The organism is Brevibacillus sp. RS1.1 (assembly GCF_013284365.1).
GTDB classification, from domain to species: domain Bacteria; phylum Bacillota; class Bacilli; order Brevibacillales; family Brevibacillaceae; genus Brevibacillus; species Brevibacillus brevis_D.
In genome coordinates, this window is the sequence record NZ_JABSVA010000005.1 from 422,172 (window position 1) to 443,625 (window position 21,454).

Annotated in this window: 21 protein-coding genes; 4 read left to right on the top strand and 17 right to left on the bottom strand. The window is 47.4% G+C overall.

Annotated elements, in window-relative coordinates:
- Positions 1-25: 25 nt before the first annotated feature.
- The 9 genes from paaK to coxB all read right to left on the bottom strand — a co-directional run bounded on the left by paaK (position 26) and on the right by coxB (position 7,931).
- A complete protein-coding gene (gene paaK / locus HP570_RS19215) occupies positions 26-1,354 on the bottom strand; it encodes a phenylacetate--CoA ligase PaaK (protein WP_015893234.1) in 1,329 nt (442 codons plus the stop codon).
- A 56-nt stretch (positions 1,355-1,410) separates the two neighbouring features.
- Entirely contained in the window at positions 1,411-2,196 is a 786-nt protein-coding gene (locus tag HP570_RS19220; RefSeq protein ID WP_172801896.1) for an enoyl-CoA hydratase-related protein, read from the bottom strand.
- Complete coding sequence (locus HP570_RS19225; RefSeq protein WP_007723391.1) at positions 2,196-2,597, bottom strand: PaaI family thioesterase; 402 nt, start codon at positions 2,595-2,597, stop codon at positions 2,196-2,198. The genes HP570_RS19220 and HP570_RS19225 overlap by 1 nt, the downstream gene beginning before the upstream one ends.
- A gap of 93 nt (positions 2,598-2,690) precedes the next feature.
- Positions 2,691-3,152 carry a PaaI family thioesterase gene (locus tag HP570_RS19230; RefSeq protein ID WP_016741458.1) on the bottom strand — a complete coding sequence of 154 codons (462 nt, stop codon included), beginning with the start codon at positions 3,150-3,152 and terminating at the stop codon, positions 2,691-2,693.
- A gap of 2 nt (positions 3,153-3,154) precedes the next feature.
- A complete protein-coding gene (locus tag HP570_RS19235) occupies positions 3,155-3,454 on the bottom strand; it encodes an EthD family reductase (protein WP_041749930.1) in 300 nt (99 codons plus the stop codon).
- Between the two features lie 585 nt (positions 3,455-4,039).
- Positions 4,040-4,357, bottom strand: coding sequence for a cytochrome C oxidase subunit IV family protein (locus HP570_RS19240; RefSeq protein ID WP_015893238.1), 318 nt, complete (start codon positions 4,355-4,357; stop codon positions 4,040-4,042).
- 3 nt (positions 4,358-4,360) lie between these two features.
- Positions 4,361-4,987: a cytochrome c oxidase subunit 3 gene (locus HP570_RS19245; protein ID WP_015893239.1), complete on the bottom strand. Its 627-nt coding sequence runs from the start codon at positions 4,985-4,987 to the stop codon at positions 4,361-4,363.
- A complete protein-coding gene (gene ctaD / locus HP570_RS19250; protein ID WP_173606550.1) occupies positions 4,987-6,831 on the bottom strand; it encodes a cytochrome c oxidase subunit I in 1,845 nt (614 codons plus the stop codon). The genes HP570_RS19245 and ctaD overlap by 1 nt, the downstream gene beginning before the upstream one ends.
- Before the next feature lie 71 nt (positions 6,832-6,902).
- On the bottom strand, positions 6,903-7,931 hold the full coding sequence (coxB, locus tag HP570_RS19255; RefSeq protein ID WP_173626779.1) for a cytochrome c oxidase subunit II: 1,029 nt from the start codon (positions 7,929-7,931) through the stop codon (positions 6,903-6,905).
- A gap of 336 nt (positions 7,932-8,267) precedes the next feature.
- Here coxB and HP570_RS19260 point away from each other — a divergent pair, with 336 nt between their 5' ends.
- Positions 8,268-9,104 carry an oxidoreductase gene (locus HP570_RS19260; protein ID WP_173626780.1) on the top strand — a complete coding sequence of 279 codons (837 nt, stop codon included), beginning with the start codon at positions 8,268-8,270 and terminating at the stop codon, positions 9,102-9,104.
- 55 nt (positions 9,105-9,159) lie between these two features.
- Here HP570_RS19260 and HP570_RS19265 read toward each other — a convergent pair whose 3' ends face one another.
- The 6 genes from HP570_RS19265 to HP570_RS19290 form a co-directional block, all read right to left on the bottom strand.
- A complete protein-coding gene (locus HP570_RS19265) occupies positions 9,160-9,510 on the bottom strand; it encodes a hypothetical protein (protein ID WP_173626781.1) in 351 nt (116 codons plus the stop codon).
- A 47-nt stretch (positions 9,511-9,557) separates the two neighbouring features.
- A complete protein-coding gene (locus tag HP570_RS19270; RefSeq protein WP_173626782.1) occupies positions 9,558-9,785 on the bottom strand; it encodes a hypothetical protein in 228 nt (75 codons plus the stop codon).
- A gap of 28 nt (positions 9,786-9,813) precedes the next feature.
- Positions 9,814-10,995, bottom strand: coding sequence for a Ger(x)C family spore germination protein (locus HP570_RS19275; RefSeq protein WP_173626783.1), 1,182 nt, complete (start codon positions 10,993-10,995; stop codon positions 9,814-9,816).
- A 35-nt stretch (positions 10,996-11,030) separates the two neighbouring features.
- Positions 11,031-12,539, bottom strand: coding sequence for a spore germination protein (locus HP570_RS19280; RefSeq protein WP_173626784.1), 1,509 nt, complete (start codon positions 12,537-12,539; stop codon positions 11,031-11,033).
- Between the two features lie 141 nt (positions 12,540-12,680).
- Positions 12,681-13,325 (bottom strand): SurA N-terminal domain-containing protein, encoded by a 645-nt coding sequence (locus HP570_RS19285; protein ID WP_015893246.1) that lies wholly within the window; start codon positions 13,323-13,325, stop codon positions 12,681-12,683.
- A 109-nt stretch (positions 13,326-13,434) separates the two neighbouring features.
- The gene (locus HP570_RS19290) at positions 13,435-13,854 is read right to left on the bottom strand and encodes a hypothetical protein (RefSeq protein WP_015893247.1); all 420 of its coding nucleotides are present in this window, start codon (positions 13,852-13,854) and stop codon (positions 13,435-13,437) included.
- Between the two features lie 217 nt (positions 13,855-14,071).
- Here HP570_RS19290 and HP570_RS19295 point away from each other — a divergent pair, with 217 nt between their 5' ends.
- Positions 14,072-14,815, top strand: coding sequence for an ABC transporter ATP-binding protein (locus HP570_RS19295; RefSeq protein ID WP_173626785.1), 744 nt, complete (start codon positions 14,072-14,074; stop codon positions 14,813-14,815).
- Complete coding sequence (locus HP570_RS19300; RefSeq protein ID WP_173626786.1) at positions 14,812-15,951, top strand: ABC transporter permease; 1,140 nt, start codon at positions 14,812-14,814, stop codon at positions 15,949-15,951. The genes HP570_RS19295 and HP570_RS19300 overlap by 4 nt, the downstream gene beginning before the upstream one ends.
- 324 nt (positions 15,952-16,275) lie before the next feature.
- On the opposite strand, the gene HP570_RS19305 is transcribed toward HP570_RS19300, so the two are convergent.
- Both HP570_RS19305 and HP570_RS19310 read right to left on the bottom strand, forming a co-directional pair.
- On the bottom strand, positions 16,276-18,000 hold the full coding sequence (locus HP570_RS19305) for a methyl-accepting chemotaxis protein (RefSeq protein ID WP_173626787.1): 1,725 nt from the start codon (positions 17,998-18,000) through the stop codon (positions 16,276-16,278).
- Between the two features lie 210 nt (positions 18,001-18,210).
- Positions 18,211-18,975, bottom strand: coding sequence for a class I SAM-dependent methyltransferase (locus tag HP570_RS19310; protein ID WP_173626788.1), 765 nt, complete (start codon positions 18,973-18,975; stop codon positions 18,211-18,213).
- Between the two features lie 292 nt (positions 18,976-19,267).
- Between HP570_RS19310 and HP570_RS19315 the strand changes: the two genes are divergently transcribed.
- Positions 19,268-21,418, top strand: coding sequence for a multicopper oxidase family protein (locus HP570_RS19315; protein WP_173626789.1), 2,151 nt, complete (start codon positions 19,268-19,270; stop codon positions 21,416-21,418).
- Positions 21,419-21,454: the final 36 nt, after the last annotated feature.

A 21,454-nucleotide genomic window follows, 5' to 3' on the forward strand; every position in this document is an offset into this window, starting at 1 on the left:
ACACCCTTTTTTTACAGGAGTTGGTTTAGATCGCTGCCTGTGATTTGTTTCGGTTATCTACGACTCGTATCGCTTTGCCTTCGCTACGCGTCAAGGAACTTGGCGGTTGCACCCGCAGCACCACGGACACACCTAACGTATTTTTGATGTGATGGCAAATTTCTTTCACCAATGACGAGAGAGCAGAGCTGTCATTTTCACTGAGCTCTTTTGCATATGCTGGTGTCAGCTCGCAGTGCACCTCAAAACGGTCGAGGGCACCGTCGCGCTCAATGACGACCTGGTAGTGTGGAGCCAATTGGTTGAACGTAAGAAGAACGGACTCGATCTCTGTCGGGAACACATTGACTCCGCGAATAATGAGCATGTCATCTACACGCCCTTTGATGCGCGACATCCGCATGGTTGTCCGTCCGCACTTACAGGGCTCAGGATTGAGGGACGCGATATCACCTGTACGATAGCGGACAACGGGGAATGCTTCTTTCGTCAGCGACGTAAATACGAGCTCGCCCTCTTGTCCGTATGGAAGCACTTCTCCGGTATTCGGATCGATAATTTCTGCGTAGAAATGGTCTTCTGCGATATGTAGGCCATCCTGCGCCTCCTGACATTCAATGGAAACGCCTGGCCCCATCACTTCGCTCAGACCGTAAATGTCCACGGCTTTAATGTCGAGCTCTTGCTCCAGCTGCACGCGCATTTCTTCCGACCATGGCTCCGCACCAAAAATCCCGTATTTGACACTTGTCTCACGTGGATCGATTCCTTGCTTTTTCATCTCTTCCACGATGTTGAGGACATAGGATGGCGTTGCTGCAATACCACGTGGCTTGAAGTCCTCGATCAACGTAATTTGACGGGAGGTATTGCCGCCGGATACTGGTACTGCAACTGCGCCCATATGCTCGATGCCATTGTGCAGACCCAAACCGCCCGTAAAAAGGCCGTAGCCATATGCGTTATGAAAAATGTCCCCTGGCTCTCCACCCGCACAGCAAATGGCGCGGGCCACGATCTCCGCCCAATTCTCCAAGTCTTTTTTGGTGTAGCCGACAACGGTCGGTTTTCCCTTTGTCCCGGAAGAACCATGAATGCGTGCTACTTCCTTCATTTCAACCGCAAACAGATTGAATGGGTAATTTTCTCGCAAATCAGTCTTTTTCATAAAGGGAAGCTTCTGTATGTCTTCGATCGATTGGATGTTTTCTGGTTTCACACCAGCCTCATTGAATGCTTTTGTGTGGAAAGGGACGCGCTCGTATACGCGTTTGACCGTTTCTTTCAAGCGTGCCAGTTGCAGTTCCGTCATTTTCTCTCTTGGTAGCGTTTCCATTTCTGTATTAAAGATCATGTCGCTTCCCTCATTCCCTTGCGTTATGACTCGGTAGGAGTGCTTATTTGAAAATGTTACTCGCCTTTAAAAACTGGTTTTCTCTTTTCGCGAAAGGCTTCCAATGCTTCCAGACGATCTGTCGTGGGAATAATCACTTCATAGCACATGGTTTCGATATCTAGCCCTGTCTGTAAATCAACACTGCTTCCGCGATCAATAGCTGACTTTGCCTGATAAACCGCCAACGGAGCATTTGCCAAAATCTCGTTTGCCAGCCCTATTGCCAGCTCACGCAGCTCCTCTGTATCTTTTGCAACAGCATTTACAAAACCGATATGGTACGCTTCCTGCGCTTGGATGCGCCTGGCAGTCAGGATCAGCTCCTTTGCCTTGGAAGGTCCGATCAAGCGAGACAACCGCTGCGTACCACCCGCACCAGGAATGATGCCCAAGCTCACCTCTGTCAGTCCCATTTTGGCATCTGCGACGGCATAGCGGAAATCACAGGCCAGCGCAAGCTCAAATCCCCCGCCAAAAGCAAATCCGTTGATCATGGCAATCGTCGGCTGCGGAAGCCTCTCCAACGCAGTAAATACATCGCGGATTTTGCGGACATTGCGGCGCACTTGCTGTTCCGTCAGTGTACGGCGCTCCTTCAAATCTGCCCCTGCACTAAATGCTCGCCCTTCTGCCTTCACGATAACCACGCGAATCTCTTTTGCATCCAAACGCACCTGCTCAATCAAGCTTCCCAGGCGCTCCAATGTATCGTAGTTCAGCGCATTCAGCTCATCTGGACGATTTAATGTAATCAGTCCTATATGTCCTTCACGTTCAAAGCGAACGCTCTCTTCCATCATCAACGTCCTCCTTGTGTAGGCGGGTTCACCCGTGCATACGTTCCGGTAGCAAAAGCCACAAGCTTGCCATCACAAGTCACGCGTGCTTCCATCACGATCAAGCTTTTTCCTTGTTTCAATACATGAGATTGTGCCTCGAGTACCTCACCGCGTGCAGGGTGGAGGTATTGAATCTTGCTCTCCACCGTCACACATTGCTGTACACCATCCACATGGGGTGCTGCCCCATGCCCCATCGCCACATCGGCTAATGTCGCCGTAACGCCTCCGTGTACGACACCTTCGATGCTATTGAACAGCTCGGGGCGAATTTTCAGTGCTACCTTACAGCCCTGTTCATCTCGGTGAACGACTTCTATGCCCAGGTAGTGGTTGAATCGATTACGGATCTCCACTGACATCTTTGCCCCCTTTCTCGTATCGTCTTGAAACAGTGAAAGGAGCCTAAGCACGTGGCTTTTGGCATCCTTTCTCCGTTTTATTTTCGCTGTCAGTTATTCGTTTCCGTCGATTTCGACGAAGTAATCACTTTTCCGGTACGCCAGTGCATCCAGTGTCGCTACCAAGCCATGCTCCGTTTCTACACGGATGCGGTACCAGGCTGTGCGATTGTTTTTCTTCTCTTCGGTCGCAGTTGCCACCAAACGATTTCCTTTCATGGCAGCAGCCAAAAATCCGATATTCATCGACAGTGCTACAGATGTTTTGCCATAGGAATTACAAGCCGCTGCAAAAACAAAGTCTGCCAGAGAGAAGATGATTGCGCCATGCGCGGTGCCGTGCGCATTCAGCATATGCTCGGCAACTGTGACTTCCGCAGTCGCCGTTCCTTCTCCCAGCTCAATCAGCTTGATGCCCAAAAATTGGGCAAATGGATCTTGCTTTAGCTTCTCGCAAATCTCTGCGTAGTGCTTCTGATGGAGCGCTTGTTCGTCTATCAATCTTTTCGTGGTCATGATTAAACTACTTCTGCAAAATGCATGGACACAATGGGTCCAGCGAAGCCACGGAGGTCTTTTCCTGCTGCGCGACCTTCAGAAGATGACAACGCTTCCGTCAAAGCTTCTTTTGATTCAAAGTACATTTCTGCCATCAGATGCAGATCAGATTCTCCCATTGGTGTTCCGTAGATTTTACTTACTTCCATTTTGATTAAGCCAGGCATTTTTTCTGCCAATGGGCCATGTACCTCGAAATAATGCTTATCAAAAGCATCGATATCTTCGGGCTTGCGATAAATTGCTACCAATTTCACCATCATGATCCCTGCTTTCCTCAGATTATAGTTGTTATGTGTGACGACTAATTCATATAACGTTATTTTAACGCATGTTAATATTTTTATTATATAAAGCCTTTGTGACAGGTGCAAGTATTTTTCAAAAAGCGCGAAAACTCCGTCTGCTCTTAATCCCCCCTTCTCTTCATGTTTATGACTGGCAAAAGGCTGACAGAATATGCTTCGATGGGGTGTCTTCCAACTTTTGTGGTCGTGGGAAGCCCTGCCACATGTTTTCCAGTCGCCTGTATCCTCACTTCGTTCGGGCGGTCTCCTTCCAAACATGTGACAGGACTTTCGAACAGCTGTGGTTGCCTTTGATTATTCAAAACATTTGTTGGGGAATTTCAGCTTCACCTATGAACTACTTCATTGAAACTTCTACGTTTGAAGCGCTCCCGCCATTTTTTCCCGAGCGGACAGTTCCACCCCTTGCAGGGCGAAGGCCGAAGCGTAGACTGGAAATTCGCTTCTTCCCTTCCACTACAGCTACTTACAAATCCACCACAAAACAAAAAAAGAGGACAGACCCAATGTCTGTCCTCTCTCGCATCGCTCCACTTCCTAGACCCAGACCCAGAAAATAAAGACGATGATCGCCATCATAATTACAAACAATCCTGCGAAAATACTGATCCGTGCAAACTCATGACCTTTTTGATCCATGTGCATCCAGACATACAGCTGGAAGAACGCTTGAACAAAGGCCAGTGCTACGATGAATGGTACGGTAAAACCTGATGGAATTGCTTCATACGCTACTGCAATGAATGCCAGTGCGGTCAATACGAGAGATCCGATGAAAGCAACAAGGTGTCTTTTCGGACCTTCGTGCTTCACTTTCGGTTTGCGTACCTCTTCATTATGAGCTTGTGCTCCCATAGATTATCCCACCTTTCCACCGATCATACCCATGAGATATACCACGGTAAAGATGAATACCCATACAACGTCGATAAAGTGCCAGTACAGACATGCCAGGTAGAACTTCGGCGCAGTTACTACCGTTAGGCCCTTTTTCGTCGCAGATAGTTGCAAAAGGGTGATCCAGCAAATCCCGAACGCTACGTGAGCTCCGTGGAATCCAACCAATGTATAGAAGGCAGATGAAAATGCACTCGTTGACATTTTCAGTCCTTCATTTACATAGTGTACAAACTCGTAAATCTCCAAAGCAAGGAAGCCGAGACCGAGTATTACTGTGATAGTCAGCCATAGCTGAATCTTCTTGAGGTCTTTCCTGTGAAGAGCCAGTGTAGCCATAACACTTGTCATCGAGCTGGTAAGCAAGAGAAGCGTGGCCACTGCAACGAGATTCATGTCAAACAACGCTTGGGACGTTGGTCCACCATTTGCTTGATCACGAAGAGCGATAAATGTTGCAAACAAGGAACCGAAGAGAACTGTCTCCCCACCGAGGAAGAGCCAGAAGCCAAGAACCTTATTCTTACCTTCAAGGGTGGCTTTTTCCGGTTCGTCAGGCAATACTGCATGTGCGTGATGGTTAGCCATTAAGCCTTTACCCCTTTCTCTTCGAGTTCATCTTCATGAATGTGATAACCTGGATCGTCTTTCACTGAACGGGTAAACATGCAAGCCAGTGTAGAGAGCACGCCAATGACTACAACCACATAGTTGTGGTAGATAAAGCCATAGCCTGCCACGAACAATCCGAGAGACATCAGGAATGGCAAGAACGATGGCGATGGCATATGAATGTCGCCAATAGGCTCCGCAGGCGTCATGCCTTTGTTACCAGCCATTTTTTCAACCCACAACGCATCCAAACCGCGAACGAGAGGCGTTTGAACGAAGTTGTACTCCGGCGGCGGCGAAGGAATCGCCCATTCGAGTGAACGTCCATCCCACGGATCTGCAGGAGCGCGTTTGGAGCTCTTCGCTGCAACGACTACGTTGATCACGAATAGGATGGTACCGATCGTCATACCAAATGCACCAATTGTACTAATAAAGTTCCCCATATCCAGGTTCTGATCTTTGAGGTATGTAAAGACGCGGCGCGGCATCCCCATCAGACCCAGGAAGTGTTGCGGGAAGAAGGTAAGGTGGAAACCAATGAAGAACGTCCAGAAGTTCCATTTACCAATTGTTTCGTTCAGCATTTTACCGAACATTTTCGGCCACCAATAGTAAAGACCAGAGAAGAGACCGAATACGAGACCCCCTACGATTACGTAGTGGAAGTGAGCAACTACGAAATAACTGTCATGGTATTGATAGTCAGCCGGCGGAACCGCAAGCATAACCCCTGTCATACCACCGATTGTAAACGTTGGGATAAATCCTACTGCAAACAGGTTTGCGGTAGGGAAGCGGATTTGACCGCCCCACATGGTCAAGAGCCAGTTAAAGATTTTGATCCCTGTAGGAACAGCAATCAACATGGTTGCAAGTCCAAACAGTGTATTGGCAATTGCGCCCAAACCTGTTGTGAACATGTGGTGAGCCCACACCATGAAGCCCAAGAAACCGATCAGCGCTGTTGCAAATACCATAGAGCTGTAACCAAACAGACGCTTTCTTGAGAATGTAGAAACTACTTCTGAAATGACACCGAATGCCGGGAGAATCAAAATGTATACTTCGGGGTGACCGAAGATCCAGAACAAGTGCTCCCAGATAACAACGTTACCACCTGCGTCAGGGTTAAAAAAGTTTCCGCCGAACAAACGGTCAAACATCAACAGAACCAAACCAACCGTAATCGCAGGGAATGCGAAGAGGATCAAACCGGATGTAATAAAGGACGTCCAGGTGAACATTGGCATACGCATGAATGTCATACCTGGAGCACGCATGTTGATGATCGTAACCAGGAAGTTAATACCACCAATCAGCGTTCCGAGACCGGCAATTTGCAAACCGAGTACGTAGAAGTCTACGCCTCTGCCACTGTATTGATTCAAAGCCAAGGTTGTATACGATGTCCAACCAGCATCAGGTGCGCCACCCAAGAACCAGCTTGTGTTCAGTAGCACTCCCCCGAAGAAAAATAGCCAGAATCCGAGAGCGTTAACAAACGGGAATGCTACGTCGCGTGCACCGATTTGAAGAGGGACAATCGCGTTCATCAAAGCAAAAATGATCGGCATAACCGCCAAGAAAATCATCGTAGTGCCGTGCATCGTAATTAATTCATTAAAAGTCTTGGCACCAACGAGTTCAATCTCCGGGTACATCAACTGCAAACGAATCAGCAGGGCTTCCAAACCACCGGCCAAGAAGAATATCCCACCAGCAATCAGATACAGGATCGCAATCTTCTTATGGTCCACTGTCGTAAGATAATCCCACAGCCCCGAGCGATTTGGTGCATGAGAAGCATGTGCAGACACGGGTTTACCTCCTTTTTAAGCGTCACTGCCTATGACGATTGTCAATGCAATAAGTTTTATGAGGTTTTACTTTACTTTTTCTCGCTTACGCTCAATGTCTCCATGTACTCTACAAGTGCTTTCACTTGGTTGTCATCGAGGTTGAGGTTAGGCATTTTGTTGCCTGGCTTGATTTTTTGCGGATCTTTCAGCCACTCTGCAATGTTTTCAGGCGTATGTGCTTTGATACCTGCTACACGTTCGCGATCTGCAAAGTTAGTCAGGTTTGGCCCCATCTTACCGCCTTTACCTGCCACAGCGTGACATCCCAAACAGCTCTTATCAAAGATTTGTTGACCTTCTGCAGCCAGTGGAGAAGTTGCCGTTACAGGTTCTTTTGCCTGAACGCCCTTCATGTTCGCTACCCAAGTGTCAAAATCTGCTTGTTCCTTTACTTCTACCTTGAAGTCCATCAAGGCATGGGAGGCTCCACAGAGCTCCGCACATTTACCGTAGTAAATGCCTGCTTTGTCTGCTTGCAGCCACATTTTGTTTTCTTGCCCTGGGTTCGTATCGATTTTACCGCCCAATGCAGGAATCCAGAATGCGTGCTTAACATCAGATGCTGATAATACGAATTGAACCTTTTTACCAACCGGCAATACCAAGTCTTGTGCAGTCGTTACTCCAAGATCAGGATACTCGAATTCCCACCAGAATTGGTGAGCGGTAACCTTTACTTGAACTGCTTCCTCTTTCGGGTACTCCTTGTGCAGTGCGAAACCGGTAGTAACAGTCGGAATCGCCATGATGATTAGGAGCAAGAAAGGAATTACCGTCCAAAGAATTTCAAGTGCATGATTTCCTTCGACCTGCTTAGGAATGCCTTGCTGTCCGGGACGCTTACGATAGCGGATAAGGACGTACGTAAAGATCGCCATAACGACAATGAAGACGCCGATCATGATAGCGGAGGACAGCTTCATCAGGTCAAACTGCATCGCAGCTACCGGACCAGAGGGCTTGAGCGCTGAGAGCTCATCCTTGCCACACCCGGTTAACACTAGCGCCAGCAGAGCAAACAGGGAAAACTGACGCCAATACTGTTGCCAACCCTTCATACCAATGAACCCCTCTTTCTTCGTGTTGGTAACGTTCTAGCCACGCCTACAACTAGAAGTTTTCGTACTTTTCTATCTGCTTAAAGAAATCGCATACAATACCATTTACGACTATAATACCCAAACGCGAAAAGTATTAGCAGCCATTCCAAAAACAAACAGCAAAGTAAGGGGCAGTATTGCACACTTCTACCCAAGCGTGGTAACCATTTAAGTATACATAAATTTTCCTTAATACAAAGGCTATTTGTTATGATTTTGTTAACAAATTTATGAACAATTTTGTGAACATTGCAGTTAAATTCTACCATACTATACATTTTAAAGGAGAATTCTATGCAAAAAAGACCAATTGCACTAGTCACTGGTACCTCAAGTGGCTTTGGTAAGCATGCATCGGTCGCTTTAGTCAAGGCTGGTTTTCAGGTAATTGCTGCTATGCGTGATCCAGCAAAAAGAGACCCTCTTGACAAATTGGCAAGCTTGCTTATAGATCCTGACCATCTGGAAGTCATTTCCCTTGATGTTACGAATTCGGAACAAATTCAGGAGGCGATCACCTCCATCATTGCAAAACATGGGCGCATTGATTTGTTGATAAACAATGCCGGCTACGCGTTGGGTGGCTTTGCTGAGGAGGTCTCTTCTGAAGAATGGCGCAAGCAGTTTGATGTAAATGTGTTTGGGCTGATCGACGTCACTCGGGCAGTCTTGCCTTATATGCGGCAGCAACAAGCTGGACGAATTATAAACGTAAGCAGCATCAGTGGGCGATTTGGTTTCCCCGGTCTCTCGCCGTATGCCGCATCCAAGCATGCAGTCGAAGGCTTCAGTGAATCGCTTCGCCTTGAAATGCTACCCTTTCAGGTTCAAGTCGTCCTTGTTGAGCCCGGCTCCTTTCGTACAGCCATCTGGGAGAAAGGAATGCAAGACCAACAGCTTGATGAAGACTCTCCTTACGCCTCCCAAATGAAGCAACTGATACGTCACGTAGAAGCAATCATAGAAAAGGCACCTTCCCCCGACGCAGTCATCTCGACGATTGTCCATGCAGCGACCACTCCCAAGCCGCGATTCCGCTACCCGGTTGGCCGAGGCGTGGCCCTTACGATCGCCGCAAAAAATTGGCTTCCGTGGTCATGGATTGAGCGAATCGTGACAAAGCGATCGTAATGGTTTTTCCATAAACAAAACACACCCCCAAGGAGTGTGTTTGCACGTTGAACAACTATACACTTTCCGTTCGTCCTGTGCGTATCAGCCAAACATGCTGGATATATTCTGCTACGCCAAAAAATATCGCAACAAACCCGGCCCCGATTGCAGCGATTTGAGCCGTCGGCAAAAACACAATGCTTCCATAAACGATCAAAAAGCCGATAATCAAGTCAAACATGGTCGTAAGCCAAAGACTCCCTGCTGTAAGGATCGCCCTATCCAAAAAATATCCGGCGATTGCCAAGACAAATCCGACTCCGACAGACTGATATAGATTAGGGAAATTCACTTCTGGAAAGAGAGCATCTGCCAAAACGACCAACAACGGACTAACGAGCAGCTTCATCAAAAGACCGTCCACGTCTATTTACTCTCCTTTACTGGGGGTGTACTCAGTATGCCCCTCGTTTACTTCAGCCATGTCATGAGGCCGTCGTATACGGGCTTGTAAACCATTTCCACCCAATAAACAGGATTGGGGACAACCCCTTTTTCAGCTCCTGCGTACAAGCCAACACTGATGACAAGCAACCCGAGAAAGACAACGATCTCTTTGCGCTGTCGCATCCGAATCAATCGGGGCAGCTCGTATGCACACACGATTATGGATACAACGATGACAGCAAATGTCGACATACAAACTCCCCCTGCCCCTGTTACACAATCACCTTTCTTCAAAGGCATTATTGATGGTTCCTAAACGTCTGATTTTCACATCAGCTTTGATATGTACAGGCAGCTTGGAAAATCCCTTTTCCCAATTACTCCCTATCTTCTTCCATACCATCGGGTATTGACGATGAATCGCTTCTCCGAATCCATATATGTCTACTCCATTTTTCTTGGCATTGGCAATGGCTTTTGTCACCAATGATTCCAGTGATTTTTCTGCCTCTTTTTCCAGCTCCTTAATCGTTCCCTCCTCTGTCAGATCGAGCTTGCATTGCACTTCGCCAATATCATTTTCCAAAGCGATGTGAACGATGACTTCAGGCGTCCCATTTTTCATGGTAGCCTCGATTTTCGCGTCGGCGTACATGACTTCCAGCGTCAAGAGTCCTCCCCCCTTGCAAGGCATACTTCCGACCGTGCTTTTTACTTTGCCTGTAATGTAACTATAGGCTTTGCTGTCCGCTTCACTCAGCCAGTTGATCATCTTGTCTCCCCGGAAAGTAGCCAATGTCGTGTATTGAAGAAGCACGGGGGTATCTATTTGCTCGACGTTATTTCGTTTGTCCCCCTCCCTTGCAGGTCCGGTTAGTCGCACGCCTGTCAAAACGGCTTCTTTCCCTTTGCTGGTAAAGTCAGTAATCAATTGATCCATTGTAACTGCTGCGGTAGGCGCCCATACTTTGGAGGATGTCTCTAAAGAAGCAAACATTTCTGTAGAAGGGATTTGTTCAAGCGGTGTGATCACTCTCAGGATGTTGCGTGCCGTCGTTCCTCTAGCGATGGCAATATAAAAGTCAGTCCGAAACTCATGGTCACGCGAGACAAAATCGATGACAGGAGCGATCCCTTCCCTCGCGACCTCCTCGCCAAATATGAGCATCCGCGTGTGGGCCATATAAATTTTCCGAGGAGAGATCGTGGTCATTTTCCGCACAGCCTCAAAAATCGTCGGAGCGTTCATCGTAAAGAGAGTAACAGGTGCACGTCCAGGCTTCCCCTTGTTGGCCGCGACCTCTGCAGGGTCGACTACTTGAACCGAAACCTGATAGCCTGTTTGCACTTTATCAATACCAATCCCGACCGCAATCGCCAAATCGTTCAGTTCTTTTCGATCCCAACAACCAGCTAGGATAATAACGAGCACGATGCAGAGAAGAACTTTTATCCCTTTCACTGGTGCCCACTCCTTTACATGCTGTGGAAAGCCTCTTACTTTTGCGGTGGTAATGGCTTTATCCCTTTAGATTGGCGTCGCAAATTGTTTTTGGTAATCGATTCAGGCCGTTTGTCCAAGGCCCAGCGAGGCAAGCGAAGGATCGTGTCTCTTTGCTCTTTCAAGGAAAACGGAGCAAATGATTCCATATACGGTACGCCAAACGAGCGCAGACTGCATAAATGCAGCACCAAGGCTAGCATCCCTACAATAATTCCGTATATACCAAAAGAAGCAGCCAGCACCATCAGGGGAAAACGAAGAATCCTCACGGTAATCGACATATTGCTCGCTGGGAAAATAAAGCTGGAGATTGCAGTAATCGAGACCACAATAACCATCGCTGCCGAAACAATCCCGGCTTCCACCGCTGCTTGTCCGATGACCAGTGTTCCCACGATGGAAATGGCTTGACCTACTGCACGCGGCATGCGGATTCCGGCCTCTCGCAATATCTCAAAAGCCACTTCCATCATGATCGCCTCAATAAAGGCTGGAAAGGGCACTCCTTCTCGCTGTGCCGCCAAGCTGATCAGAAGCTGTGTCGGGAGCATCTCTTGGTGGAAGGTCGTAATGGCGATATAGAGAGAGGGGGCCAGCAACGCTATAAAAAAACAGGCGAAGCGCAGCATGCGAATCAACGTACTAAAATCAAAGCGCTGGTAGTAGTCTTCCGCTGAATGGAAAAACTCAACAAAAAGAGAGGGCACGGTCAAAACAAAAGGAGTCCCATCTACAAGAATCGCTACGCGTCCCTCTAATAGATTCGCTGCCACTACATCCGGGCGCTCCGAGTTAGAAATGGTGGGGAAAGGTGTGTAGGCTTCGTCCTGGATCAGCTCCTCAATCATTCCGCTTTCCATGATGCCATCGATGCTGATTCGATCCAGTCTATTACGTACTTCTTCTACCACATCTTCTTCTACAATCCCTTTCATATACACAACCGCGACTTCTGTCTTGGTTTCCTCGCCGATTCTGTTGATTTCAATCCATAGCTTTTCACTGGAAATCCGTCTCCGCAGCAACGTAATATTGGTGCGAAGTGTCTCCGTGAAGCTCTCCCGTGGACCACGAATGACAGTTTGTGATGACGGCTCGGTGACTCCTCTATCCTTCCACTCCTGCAAACCAATATGAATTCCTTGCGAGCAGCCATCCACGAGAATGATGACACACCCAGACAGCAATGCTGTAAACAAGGTGGGAAAATCGTGTAAATCCCCCATATCCCCTACGGTCAAGATCGATTCTTTTAAAAAGGGAACGAACTCGTCCTCGCGTATCCCTTCCCATTCCTTCAAGCGCATTTTGTATAAGAGACTGTCGATTAAGACGGCTTGTACCAGATATGAATCAACCATGCCATCCGCATACATGACAGCTGCCCGAACAGGTTCTAGGCTATGTAGGACTACCTCTCGAATCACAATGTCATTGCTGTATCCGAGCGATTCTTTTATATAGTGAACGTTGTCGTCTAGGCTGCAACCAATCTGAGCCATTCGGATTGCTCCTCACATCGGCAATTATGAACACAGTTTCTCCGATTGCCCCCATTGCTAAACAAAACGTTCATGACCGTTTTCACAGAAAAAGACCTCGCACTCATGGAAGAGGACAAGGTCTTTGGGTATAAGTTCTACTTATGGAGCAGGTATTTGTTCTTCACCTGGCACTGATGGATCGTCAAAGGAAGGGTCGTTCCATTCTACTTTGTGTTTATCCTGAAGCGTATTTAACCAGGTACCGTAGTTCTGACTGCGATTTTGGTCAGTCAGCATCATCTTGATCTGATCTTTGACTTTATCAAACTCAGGTGCTGGTGAACCCAGCTGTGCTTTATTTGTATCATAGTAGGTTTTGATTTGCTCCTCGGTAACCGGGAATGCTTTATCCAACAACTTATCCCGTGTCATGAGCACGTTCAACTTATCCCGCAGTTGGGCCTCAGTCATTCCCATACTCTTCAAGTAGTTTTGGAATGCCTCAGGTGAACCTACCTGTTTTTTCATCGAATCAATCTCTTTATTCATATCTTCTTGCGTCACCGCGACGTTTTGCGCCTTGGCTTCCTGCTTGATTAACGCTTCCGCAACAAGTTCATGTATCGTTTGTTTTCCGTACGTTTTCTTCATTTCACCGTAAAGCTGATTTTGTGTAATCGAGGTATCGCCAGCTGTTACCAATACAGGGTCATTGCCTTTTGCCCATGATTGATAAAAACCTAAAACAGCTAACCCCGTTACTAATATGGCAACCGTAAGCATGGAAATATCAAACTTCTTCACTTGGATATCCTCTCTTTCTATAATCTGCCCTCCAAGTATAGAAAGAAGTTATGGTAGAAAAATGGAAAGCGTATTACACAACTTTTCCACATTTTAAACATATTATGCGCTACATAAAAAATCGGGTAAAAAAAGAGGAGAGAACGGAGGCGATAACAGGACCTAAAACTGCCCAAACCTGTAGAAAGCGTTCTTGTTTCCTGTCTTTTTCTACTTCCATAAACTGAGCAAGTGCTTCCTTGTCCCGATTTTCATTAGACAGCAATTGCAGGATAATATCTTTGTCTTTTTCCGTCTTCTCTGCTTTCGTTTCTAATTCAGTCTGCAGCTTGTTCAAAACTTGCAGTACATCGTAACGCACATCCTCCATGCGTCCCAATCGATGTTCAATTCGTTCCAACCACTTCGTGACGACTAACATTTGTCCCTCAAGCTGATCGATTCGTTCTTCGAATTTGTCTAATTTCAAATAGATACGTTGGATATGCTGATCTATATCTTTCTGATTTTCATACGGTCCTGCTGTCATAGATTCCACCTCCCCCGTCCGTCCTTTATACTACTTGTTTATGTATCGGTGAGGAGCATTGCCTGTACGGTTATCCCTCTCTGTTCAGTCTCGTGTAAAAAAGGCGGCAAACAAATGTATTTCCAAATCCTGAATTCAGCTAAAATAGAAAGAAGACTATCTAGCATTTCTCTCAAATAAACGGGGACAAAACCGTTTATCCATAAAGGAGGATACCATGACAACCTTGCTGGAGGTAAAAGGGGTAACGGGTGGGTACTCTTACAACCACGCTGTAATTAAAGATGTCTCCTTTCACATACGCGAAAAAGAAATTGTGGCCCTAATCGGGCTGAATGGCGCAGGCAAAAGCACGACAATCAAGCATATTCTAGGACTCTTGGAACCCATCGCAGGTGAAATCAGCATTGCGGGGAAAACTTTTCAATCCGATCCGGAAAACTATCGCTTGTCTTACGGGTATATTCCCGAGTCCCCCATTTATTACGAGGAGCTTACGCTGTGGGAGCATATCGAGTTAATGGCCATGAGCCACGGGTTGAACCGGGAAGTTTTTTATGAACGAGCACGTCCTCTCTTAAAAGAATTCCGCATGGAGGAAATGAAAGATCGATTTCCTCAGCAGTTTTCCAAAGGGATGCGACAAAAGCTCATGATCATGATGGCGTTGCTCGTACAACCGCCTCTGTACATCGTAGATGAACCGATCCTGGGTCTGGACCCGCTGGGGATTCGTTCTCTTCTCACGTGGTTGAACCGTTGCAAGGAGCAAGGGGCTGGCATTTTGATGTCCACACATATTTTGGCGACCGCCGAAAAGCATTGTGACCGATTCATCATTTTGCACAAAGGCGAGATCAAAGCCCAAGGAACGCTTGAGGAGCTTCGGCGTATGACAGGGCTACCAGATAGCTCTTTGGACGACATATACTTACATATCGTAGAGGATGACGGCCAGTGAAAATAGACGTTGATCAATTATTTCGCAAACGGTTCCATGCCTTTTCCGTAGAATTCATTCGGTATGCCCAGTACATGGCGAATGGCGGTTTAGCGTTTGTTGGGATCTTTTTGATGGGGTTGCTCGCTTTCTACTACCGCAGCATCATCGCGATGATTCCAGCCTGGTTCCCTTTGCCGTATGCGATGGCGCTCGTGATTGCAATCGTCGTGGTGAGAAGCCCCCTACGCACGTTTTTGCTGGAAGCAGATTTGCTTTTTTTGACTCCGCATGAAGTAAGACTGGATCGCTATTTCCGAAAGGCGCTCGTTTACAATTTTGCCATTCAGAGCATGGTGGTGTTTATCATCCTGCTCCTGCTCATGCCTATGTATACAGGGGTCGTAGGCGCACAAGGCGTGCAGCTGTGGGTGTACTGGTGCATTCCCCTTCTCTTGAAGGGCTGGAATATTTACAGCAATTGGACGTTCTTACGTTTGCCAGATCAGCAGAAGATCGGATCCTATACACTCGCTCGATTTGTCTTTTCGTACATCCTCCTCGCCTGGGTATTGAGTGAAGGCCAATTCTTGCGCTTGGGTAATGTCCCATTTGGTGTTCTGATCTGCGCTGCGCTCTTGATCTGGCTCCATTCGCGAATGTTGACTTATAAGAAAAGACATTCTCTACAATGGTATCGCCTGCTGGCCATCGAAAGCGGCTTGCGTCACCGCTTTTATCAGTTTGTGAACAACTTCCGGGATGTCCCTGCCATGCAGCACCAAGTGAAATCACGCTCGTGGCTCATTACCCTGACGAAGCTGCTGCCTTACCGTCAATCAATAGCAGGACATCATTTGTTTACCAAAAAATTTATTCGCTCCGGTGACTTTGCGGGCACTTATTTCAGACTGCTCCTGTTGTCAGCCTTCGTCGTTCTCATATTGCCCAGCCCATATGCGAAAATCATTGCCGGTCTGCTCTTTCTCTTCATGACTGCCAGCCAGATCAGCAGCCTCTGGCGACATCAGCAAAAGCGCAACGGGTATTCGATCTTTCCGATTAGGGATGGGCAGATGAGACAGGCTTTTAGCTGGCTGCGTATGGTTCTTTTGGGTTTTCAGGGTGCAGTTCTTGTGCTCATTGGAATTTTGTAGTGTAAGCTTGCCGTTACATGAAAAGCCGCGTGGAAGAAGCGCATTTCCAGTCCAAGCGCCTCTGGAGCCCGACAAAGCGGAGGTCTGAATGGAGGGAGTGATTTTAGCTTCAACTCTGCGAATTCCTCATCGAAACTTCTACTTTTGAAGCGGCTCCCGCCATTCAGACCGGAGCGGACAGTCTTCACCCCTTGCGGGGCGGAGGCCGAAGCGTAGACTGGAAATGCGCTTCTTCCCTCCACTACAGCTACAAAAAAACAGCTCTTCTTGGCAACATCCTGCCAGTAGAAGAGCTGTTTTTTATTTATTGATAAAGTAATTCATCTACAGTCGGAACGTATCCACCTTGCTGCGCAGCTCTTGAATGCTGTCTGTCACCTGCTCCGTTTCAGACACGAACTGATCAACGTTTCCACTGACCTCATGCATCGTAGCAGATACCTCTTCGGTGGCTGCTGCTGTTTGTTCCGAGATGGCAGTAACCGTCAACACGGATTCATTCACCTTGTTCTGACCTTGCTTCATCGTCTCTACACTTGCCATAACATTCGCAAGCGACGTCTTCAAGGTATGCGTCATATCAGACAGCGCCGTAATGCCTTGTGTAACGGAATCCAAACGCTCTGTACCTGCATTGTAGCGATCCAGTGTCGCATTTGTCTTTTCCGTAGCTTGTCTTACCTGATCTTGAATATCTTTGATGCTCTCCTGAATAACATGAGTTGCCGCACCTGTCTGTTCAGCCAGCTTGCGAACTTCTCCCGCTACCACAGCGAAGCCTCTGCCCGCTTCGCCAGCACGCGCACTCTCGATGGCTGCATTCAACGCCAACAGATTGGTTTGTCCAGCGATCTGCTGAATTGTTTCAATCACGTCGTTAATTCGGCTCGATTTTTCTTCGAGAATCGCCATTGTATTTTGCACTTCATGAAATTGTTTGTTCGTCTCTGTTCCATCTGCCAAAAACTCTTGCAATACTCTATAGCTACTCTCTCCGATATCAGACACGCGATTGGATACTGCATCCATCTCGTCAATCGCCGTATTCAATTCAGACAGCTCGCTCAAGAATTCTTGCACCGTTTGCACCGTCATCTCCATCGCAGTTGCTGTCTGCTCATTCCCTTGGGCAATCTCTTGGCTGGTGACCACGATATTTTTGTTTTGCTCGCGGACAGAGTTGGCACCTTCCCGAATGGAATTCGCCATGGTGTCGATATGCTCCGTAGTCTCTTTTACTCCGCCGATGATTTGACGCAGCTGAGCCGTCATCTCACCAAAAGCAACGACAATTCGGCCAATCTCGTCTTTTTTGTTGGAAACGGAAATCTCGGTAGACGTGAGATCACCAGAAGCAATACGCATAGACGCTTCTTGTACAACCTGCAGTGGACGAAGCAGCTTTTTGATCAAGAAGAATACAGCACCTAAAGCAATAATCGTTACGACAATCATAGCCATTATGATACGTGGCATGGTTTCATCCAAAACCTGATCATTAATCAGCTCCACTTTGTCTGCAGCAGTATCTACACCTAGTACAGCAATTACTTGACCAGATGGATCTTCAATCGGTGCGAATGCACTTAGGTAATCTCCGTAAACAGGGTCTTTGACGATCGGCGTACTGTTCGATCCCCCTGCCAGAACAGGAGCAATATCATCCATATCCGTAGAGGTTGTCTCTTGACCGATTGTAGCTGCCCCCTCTGCTCCTTTCGCCGTTCCATCCACCATAATCTTTACCTTTTCACCATCTGCATGAAGAATATAAATATAAAGGGCACCGGTTTTTTGCGTGTACTCAAGCAACGTATTTCGGATCGACCAGTAGTCGTCAGATTCTTTTGGCTGAGATATAAATGTTGCTATCTTCTCTGAGTCGAGCCCTTGGGAGATATGCAATGCCGTGTTGATGCTTGAGCGCGAGAGTGTTTTTTCAACAGTAGCTACGCTGTTTTCGTAAATCATGATAATATTGATTGCCATCATGACGGCAATGATCACTGCTACAAGAGCAACGACCCGTGTTGCCAAGCTCTTACTCATCCTGTTTCACTTCTCCTTCGCCGGTTGCGATATGTGTAATGCGGACCACCCACCCAGGAGCGGACGCTTTGTTGCGGGAGGGTTTGCCTTTTCGTAAAAGGATCAGCGTTGCTGTTCTCACACGGTGCTACTCGATAAAAAAAGCACCCAAAAAGGGTGCTTTTCCTAAACACTCCCTACCAGTCTTATCGACAATCGGTAGTGATTTAGTTAGGACTTTTGTTGGGCAATCACGAGAAAGCGATGGGTAGGAATATCGATATAACCAGCCGCTTCGATTTTCTGGTGCAGATCGAGCAAGGCTTGAGCGTACTTTTCAACAGTAAAGTCGCGAATCTGCCATTCGATAGCCTTCAGGTAGTAAACAATGGCACCTATGTCGTAAAAACGCGAAAAGCTCATTTCCTCTCTTTGCTCCACAATCATAAGACCAGCTTCCTCCAGTTCGTTCACTGCATAGGCTAGATTCCAGTGCAAGTAATCTGGCGGAATGGGAGCGTCCAGCAATCGATTCAGCTCGAGATTGTCTTGACCGCCTACTTGCTGGGTAACAAATGTGCCCCCTGGCTTCAACAGGCGCTTTATTTCAGACGGCAAATAAGCTTCATGTCGATTGATAATCAAGTCAAGTGACTGATCCTCGAAAGGCAATATTTCTTCCCCGTCTACCGGAAACACGCGAACACCCAGGGGCTCCAGATTGGCTTTTGCGACCGCTACATTCGGCTCATAGCCTTCTGTCGCATACGTTTCCAAAGGGAACGGCGCAAGCGTAGAAAACAGTTCTCCACCACCTGTTCCCATTTCCAGCATAGAGCTGATCCCTTGCATGTTCTTTTTCACGAGGTTTACATAGTTCCAGCCAAGTGGTGCATCCTGCATCCTGCCTGTCGCAGTCAATCTGGCAAAATCCCACCCAGCAAATGGTGCCTCTACTTCCTCTTGAAAGCTTTTGATCCAATCCTTCTTTTCCATGTCTGCCTCTCCTCTCGTTTATACCAGTCTGTTCACGTCCAAACCAGACGAGGCAGGAGGAGCTCGGGAGCGTTGTTACGTTTGTACAAAATCAAAGGACATGAGTAAAAGCCCCCTTCCCACTATTCTGATAAATCAAAAAACAATACCAAAATTGTAATGTATATCCTATATGTAGATCAAGTGCACTTCTCCGACTTAAGGCGGAGTGAAAATACTGCCCCAGTACGTTTGGTCCTCGGCCGTTTCTCTATATCATTAGTATCGAACTAGTAAACAGGAGGAACTGATCATGGCTGATTTTGAAGTGCTTGCCGGGATTCATCAAGGATTGTTTCTGGTCCTTCTCATCGTCATGCTGGTCCCTACAATCATGGCAAACCAGCTCGTTTTCCGTCCGACGAAACGGGCTTTCATAAGCAGTGCTCGCATCACTTTATGTTTTTTATGGTCGGCCCTTTTTGTCTTTGCAGGGCATTTGGTGATGACGTGGGTTTTGTTTGAATCCTTTGGCTGGCTTTACATAAAGGATAAGCTGCTTGGCTTTTTACCTTTTATTTTTGTTCCATTGCTTTTTTGCCTGCTCTCTACTTTTCCACGACTGTGGGAGTTGGCCGGAAAAGGAGGCAGAGATTCGAGACATTCACAAGTAGATACGGATTATACCCGAATTTTGTTACAAGAGAAAAATGTTCGACCTGTAAAAGCAAACTCCCCTGACCTAGACGACACATTAGATGCAGAGTGGCGAGGAGACGCATCTTGCCCCGAATTGCTCGTTCCGTTGCAAGCTACCGTCTTGGGTTGTCTAATTGCACTTTTCCTTCAAGTCTTTTTTCCTGCTGTTACGTTGGAACCGTCCATTTTATTTCTTGCTTGGGGTGTATTATTAGCTGGGGTCTCCCTGCTTTGGATTCAGCAATCGTGGCAGCATCAATACCACTCCACTGCGGAAAACTGGGTAAAACCGCGCCGTCTGCTCCGCTTCATCCGTTTTGCCATGCTTTTCCTGATGACCGCTTTACTTGCAACGATCTGGGGAAATCAAGCGATGATAGCGAGCCGCCTTCCCGACCATCCATCCTTGGGAGCTCAGAATCAGGACGATCACGCTCTCCCCGATTTCGTTTTCCCTGTAAGGGCAAGTGCCTATTCAATGCCTTCCACAGAGAAACCTAGAAGTATCGATGTATCAACAAAATCAAACCAAGAAAACCCTGATCGAACGTTTTCGCTGAACGCACAGAAAACAACCATCCGTCAGGCATCAGGCAAAACCGTAGAAGCATGGACCCTGAACGGACAATATCCAGGACCTGAGATGCGTATGAAGCAAGGTGAGCTCGTCGAAATCACCCTGCTGAACGAGGATATATCCGAAGGGATAGACATCCACTGGCATGGCATGCAGACTCCCGCTAGCAATGATCGCCTTGCAAAAGGAGAAAAATCTGTGTTGCGTTTTCGTGCAGAACAAGCAGGAACGTATTGGTACCATTCTCATCAGCAAATTACTGGGCAAGTAGTGAACGGGTTATTCGGTGCCCTTGTGATCGAGGCAGCCGATGCAATGACTACAGGCAAACCCATCCGCGACATCGCCATGATTCATCATAAGGATGAAAAGGCAGGCGCGACGTTAAACGGCTCAGATACGCAAAAAATCGAAACAGTTACTCCTGGCACAACAGTTCGCCTTCGCTTTATAAACGCCGAAAATGCTCCTGTCACCTATTTGCTGCAAGGAACTCCTTTTCAGGTAGTAGCGATAGACGGAACCGAGGTAAACGAACCGAATTTGATTGCCAATCAAGCCTTGCAACCGGGTGGAGGCGGTCGATACGACATTCAGTTTACGATGCCGAATCGTCCCGTGCTATTTGCTCCAGCTGCCAACCAGCATGACAAGGGGCTGCTCTTAAGTCCAGTCGGGTCCAAAGACGCTGTACCCTTCTTAAACGCAGAGCTTTCCGTCTTTGACCCGGCACGTTACGGTAATCCGACTGCCCTTCCTTTTGATCTCTCTTCCCATTTTGATCGGGAATATCAACTGCTCATTGATAGTCAGTATGGTTTTTATGACGGTAAATTCGAGCGATTGTCGACTGTAAATGGCGACTTGCTTCCTGATACCCGGATGATGCTTGAAGAGGGCGATCTCATAAAGCTAACCTTCGTCAACCGCAGCTTCCAGGATCAATCGCTGTATCTGCACGGCCATCACATGCTCATCTTGAGCCGGGACGGCAAAAAGGTTACAGGAAGTCCATGGTGGACGGACACTCTCCAGATAGCGCCGGGTGAAACCTATGAAGTTGCTTTCCGCGCTAATAATCCTGGTGTATCGATGAAAGAGAACCTTCCTAAAGATGAAACTGCTTTTGGTATCGCAGTCCCGCTCGTGTATGAAGAGCATCTCCAAAAAGAAAACAGCAGTCCGTAGCGATTCTTTCGCTAGGCTGCTGTTTTCTTTTTTATC

Excerpts from the sequence above, each read along its gene's own strand:
- paaK (WP_015893234.1), bottom strand. The coding sequence starts at position 1,354 with ATGATCTTTAATACAGAAATGGAAACGCTACCAAGAGAGAAAATGACG.
- HP570_RS19220 (WP_172801896.1), bottom strand. The coding sequence starts at position 2,196 with ATGATGGAAGAGAGCGTTCGCTTTGAACGTGAAGGACATATAGGACTG.
- HP570_RS19225 (WP_007723391.1), bottom strand. The coding sequence starts at position 2,597 with ATGTCAGTGGAGATCCGTAATCGATTCAACCACTACCTGGGCATAGAA.
- HP570_RS19230 (WP_016741458.1), bottom strand. The coding sequence starts at position 3,152 with ATGACCACGAAAAGATTGATAGACGAACAAGCGCTCCATCAGAAGCAC.
- HP570_RS19235 (WP_041749930.1), bottom strand. The coding sequence starts at position 3,454 with ATGGTGAAATTGGTAGCAATTTATCGCAAGCCCGAAGATATCGATGCT.
- HP570_RS19240 (WP_015893238.1), bottom strand. The coding sequence starts at position 4,357 with ATGGGAGCACAAGCTCATAATGAAGAGGTACGCAAACCGAAAGTGAAG.
- HP570_RS19245 (WP_015893239.1), bottom strand. The coding sequence starts at position 4,987 with ATGGCTAACCATCACGCACATGCAGTATTGCCTGACGAACCGGAAAAA.
- coxB (WP_173626779.1), bottom strand. The coding sequence starts at position 7,931 with ATGAAGGGTTGGCAACAGTATTGGCGTCAGTTTTCCCTGTTTGCTCTG.
- HP570_RS19260 (WP_173626780.1), top strand. The coding sequence starts at position 8,268 with ATGCAAAAAAGACCAATTGCACTAGTCACTGGTACCTCAAGTGGCTTT.
- HP570_RS19270 (WP_173626782.1), bottom strand. The coding sequence starts at position 9,785 with ATGTCGACATTTGCTGTCATCGTTGTATCCATAATCGTGTGTGCATAC.
- HP570_RS19280 (WP_173626784.1), bottom strand. The coding sequence starts at position 12,539 with ATGGCTCAGATTGGTTGCAGCCTAGACGACAACGTTCACTATATAAAA.
- HP570_RS19290 (WP_015893247.1), bottom strand. The coding sequence starts at position 13,854 with ATGACAGCAGGACCGTATGAAAATCAGAAAGATATAGATCAGCATATC.
- HP570_RS19295 (WP_173626785.1), top strand. The coding sequence starts at position 14,072 with ATGACAACCTTGCTGGAGGTAAAAGGGGTAACGGGTGGGTACTCTTAC.
- HP570_RS19305 (WP_173626787.1), bottom strand. The coding sequence starts at position 18,000 with ATGAGTAAGAGCTTGGCAACACGGGTCGTTGCTCTTGTAGCAGTGATC.
- HP570_RS19310 (WP_173626788.1), bottom strand. The coding sequence starts at position 18,975 with ATGGAAAAGAAGGATTGGATCAAAAGCTTTCAAGAGGAAGTAGAGGCA.
- HP570_RS19315 (WP_173626789.1), top strand. The coding sequence starts at position 19,268 with ATGGCTGATTTTGAAGTGCTTGCCGGGATTCATCAAGGATTGTTTCTG.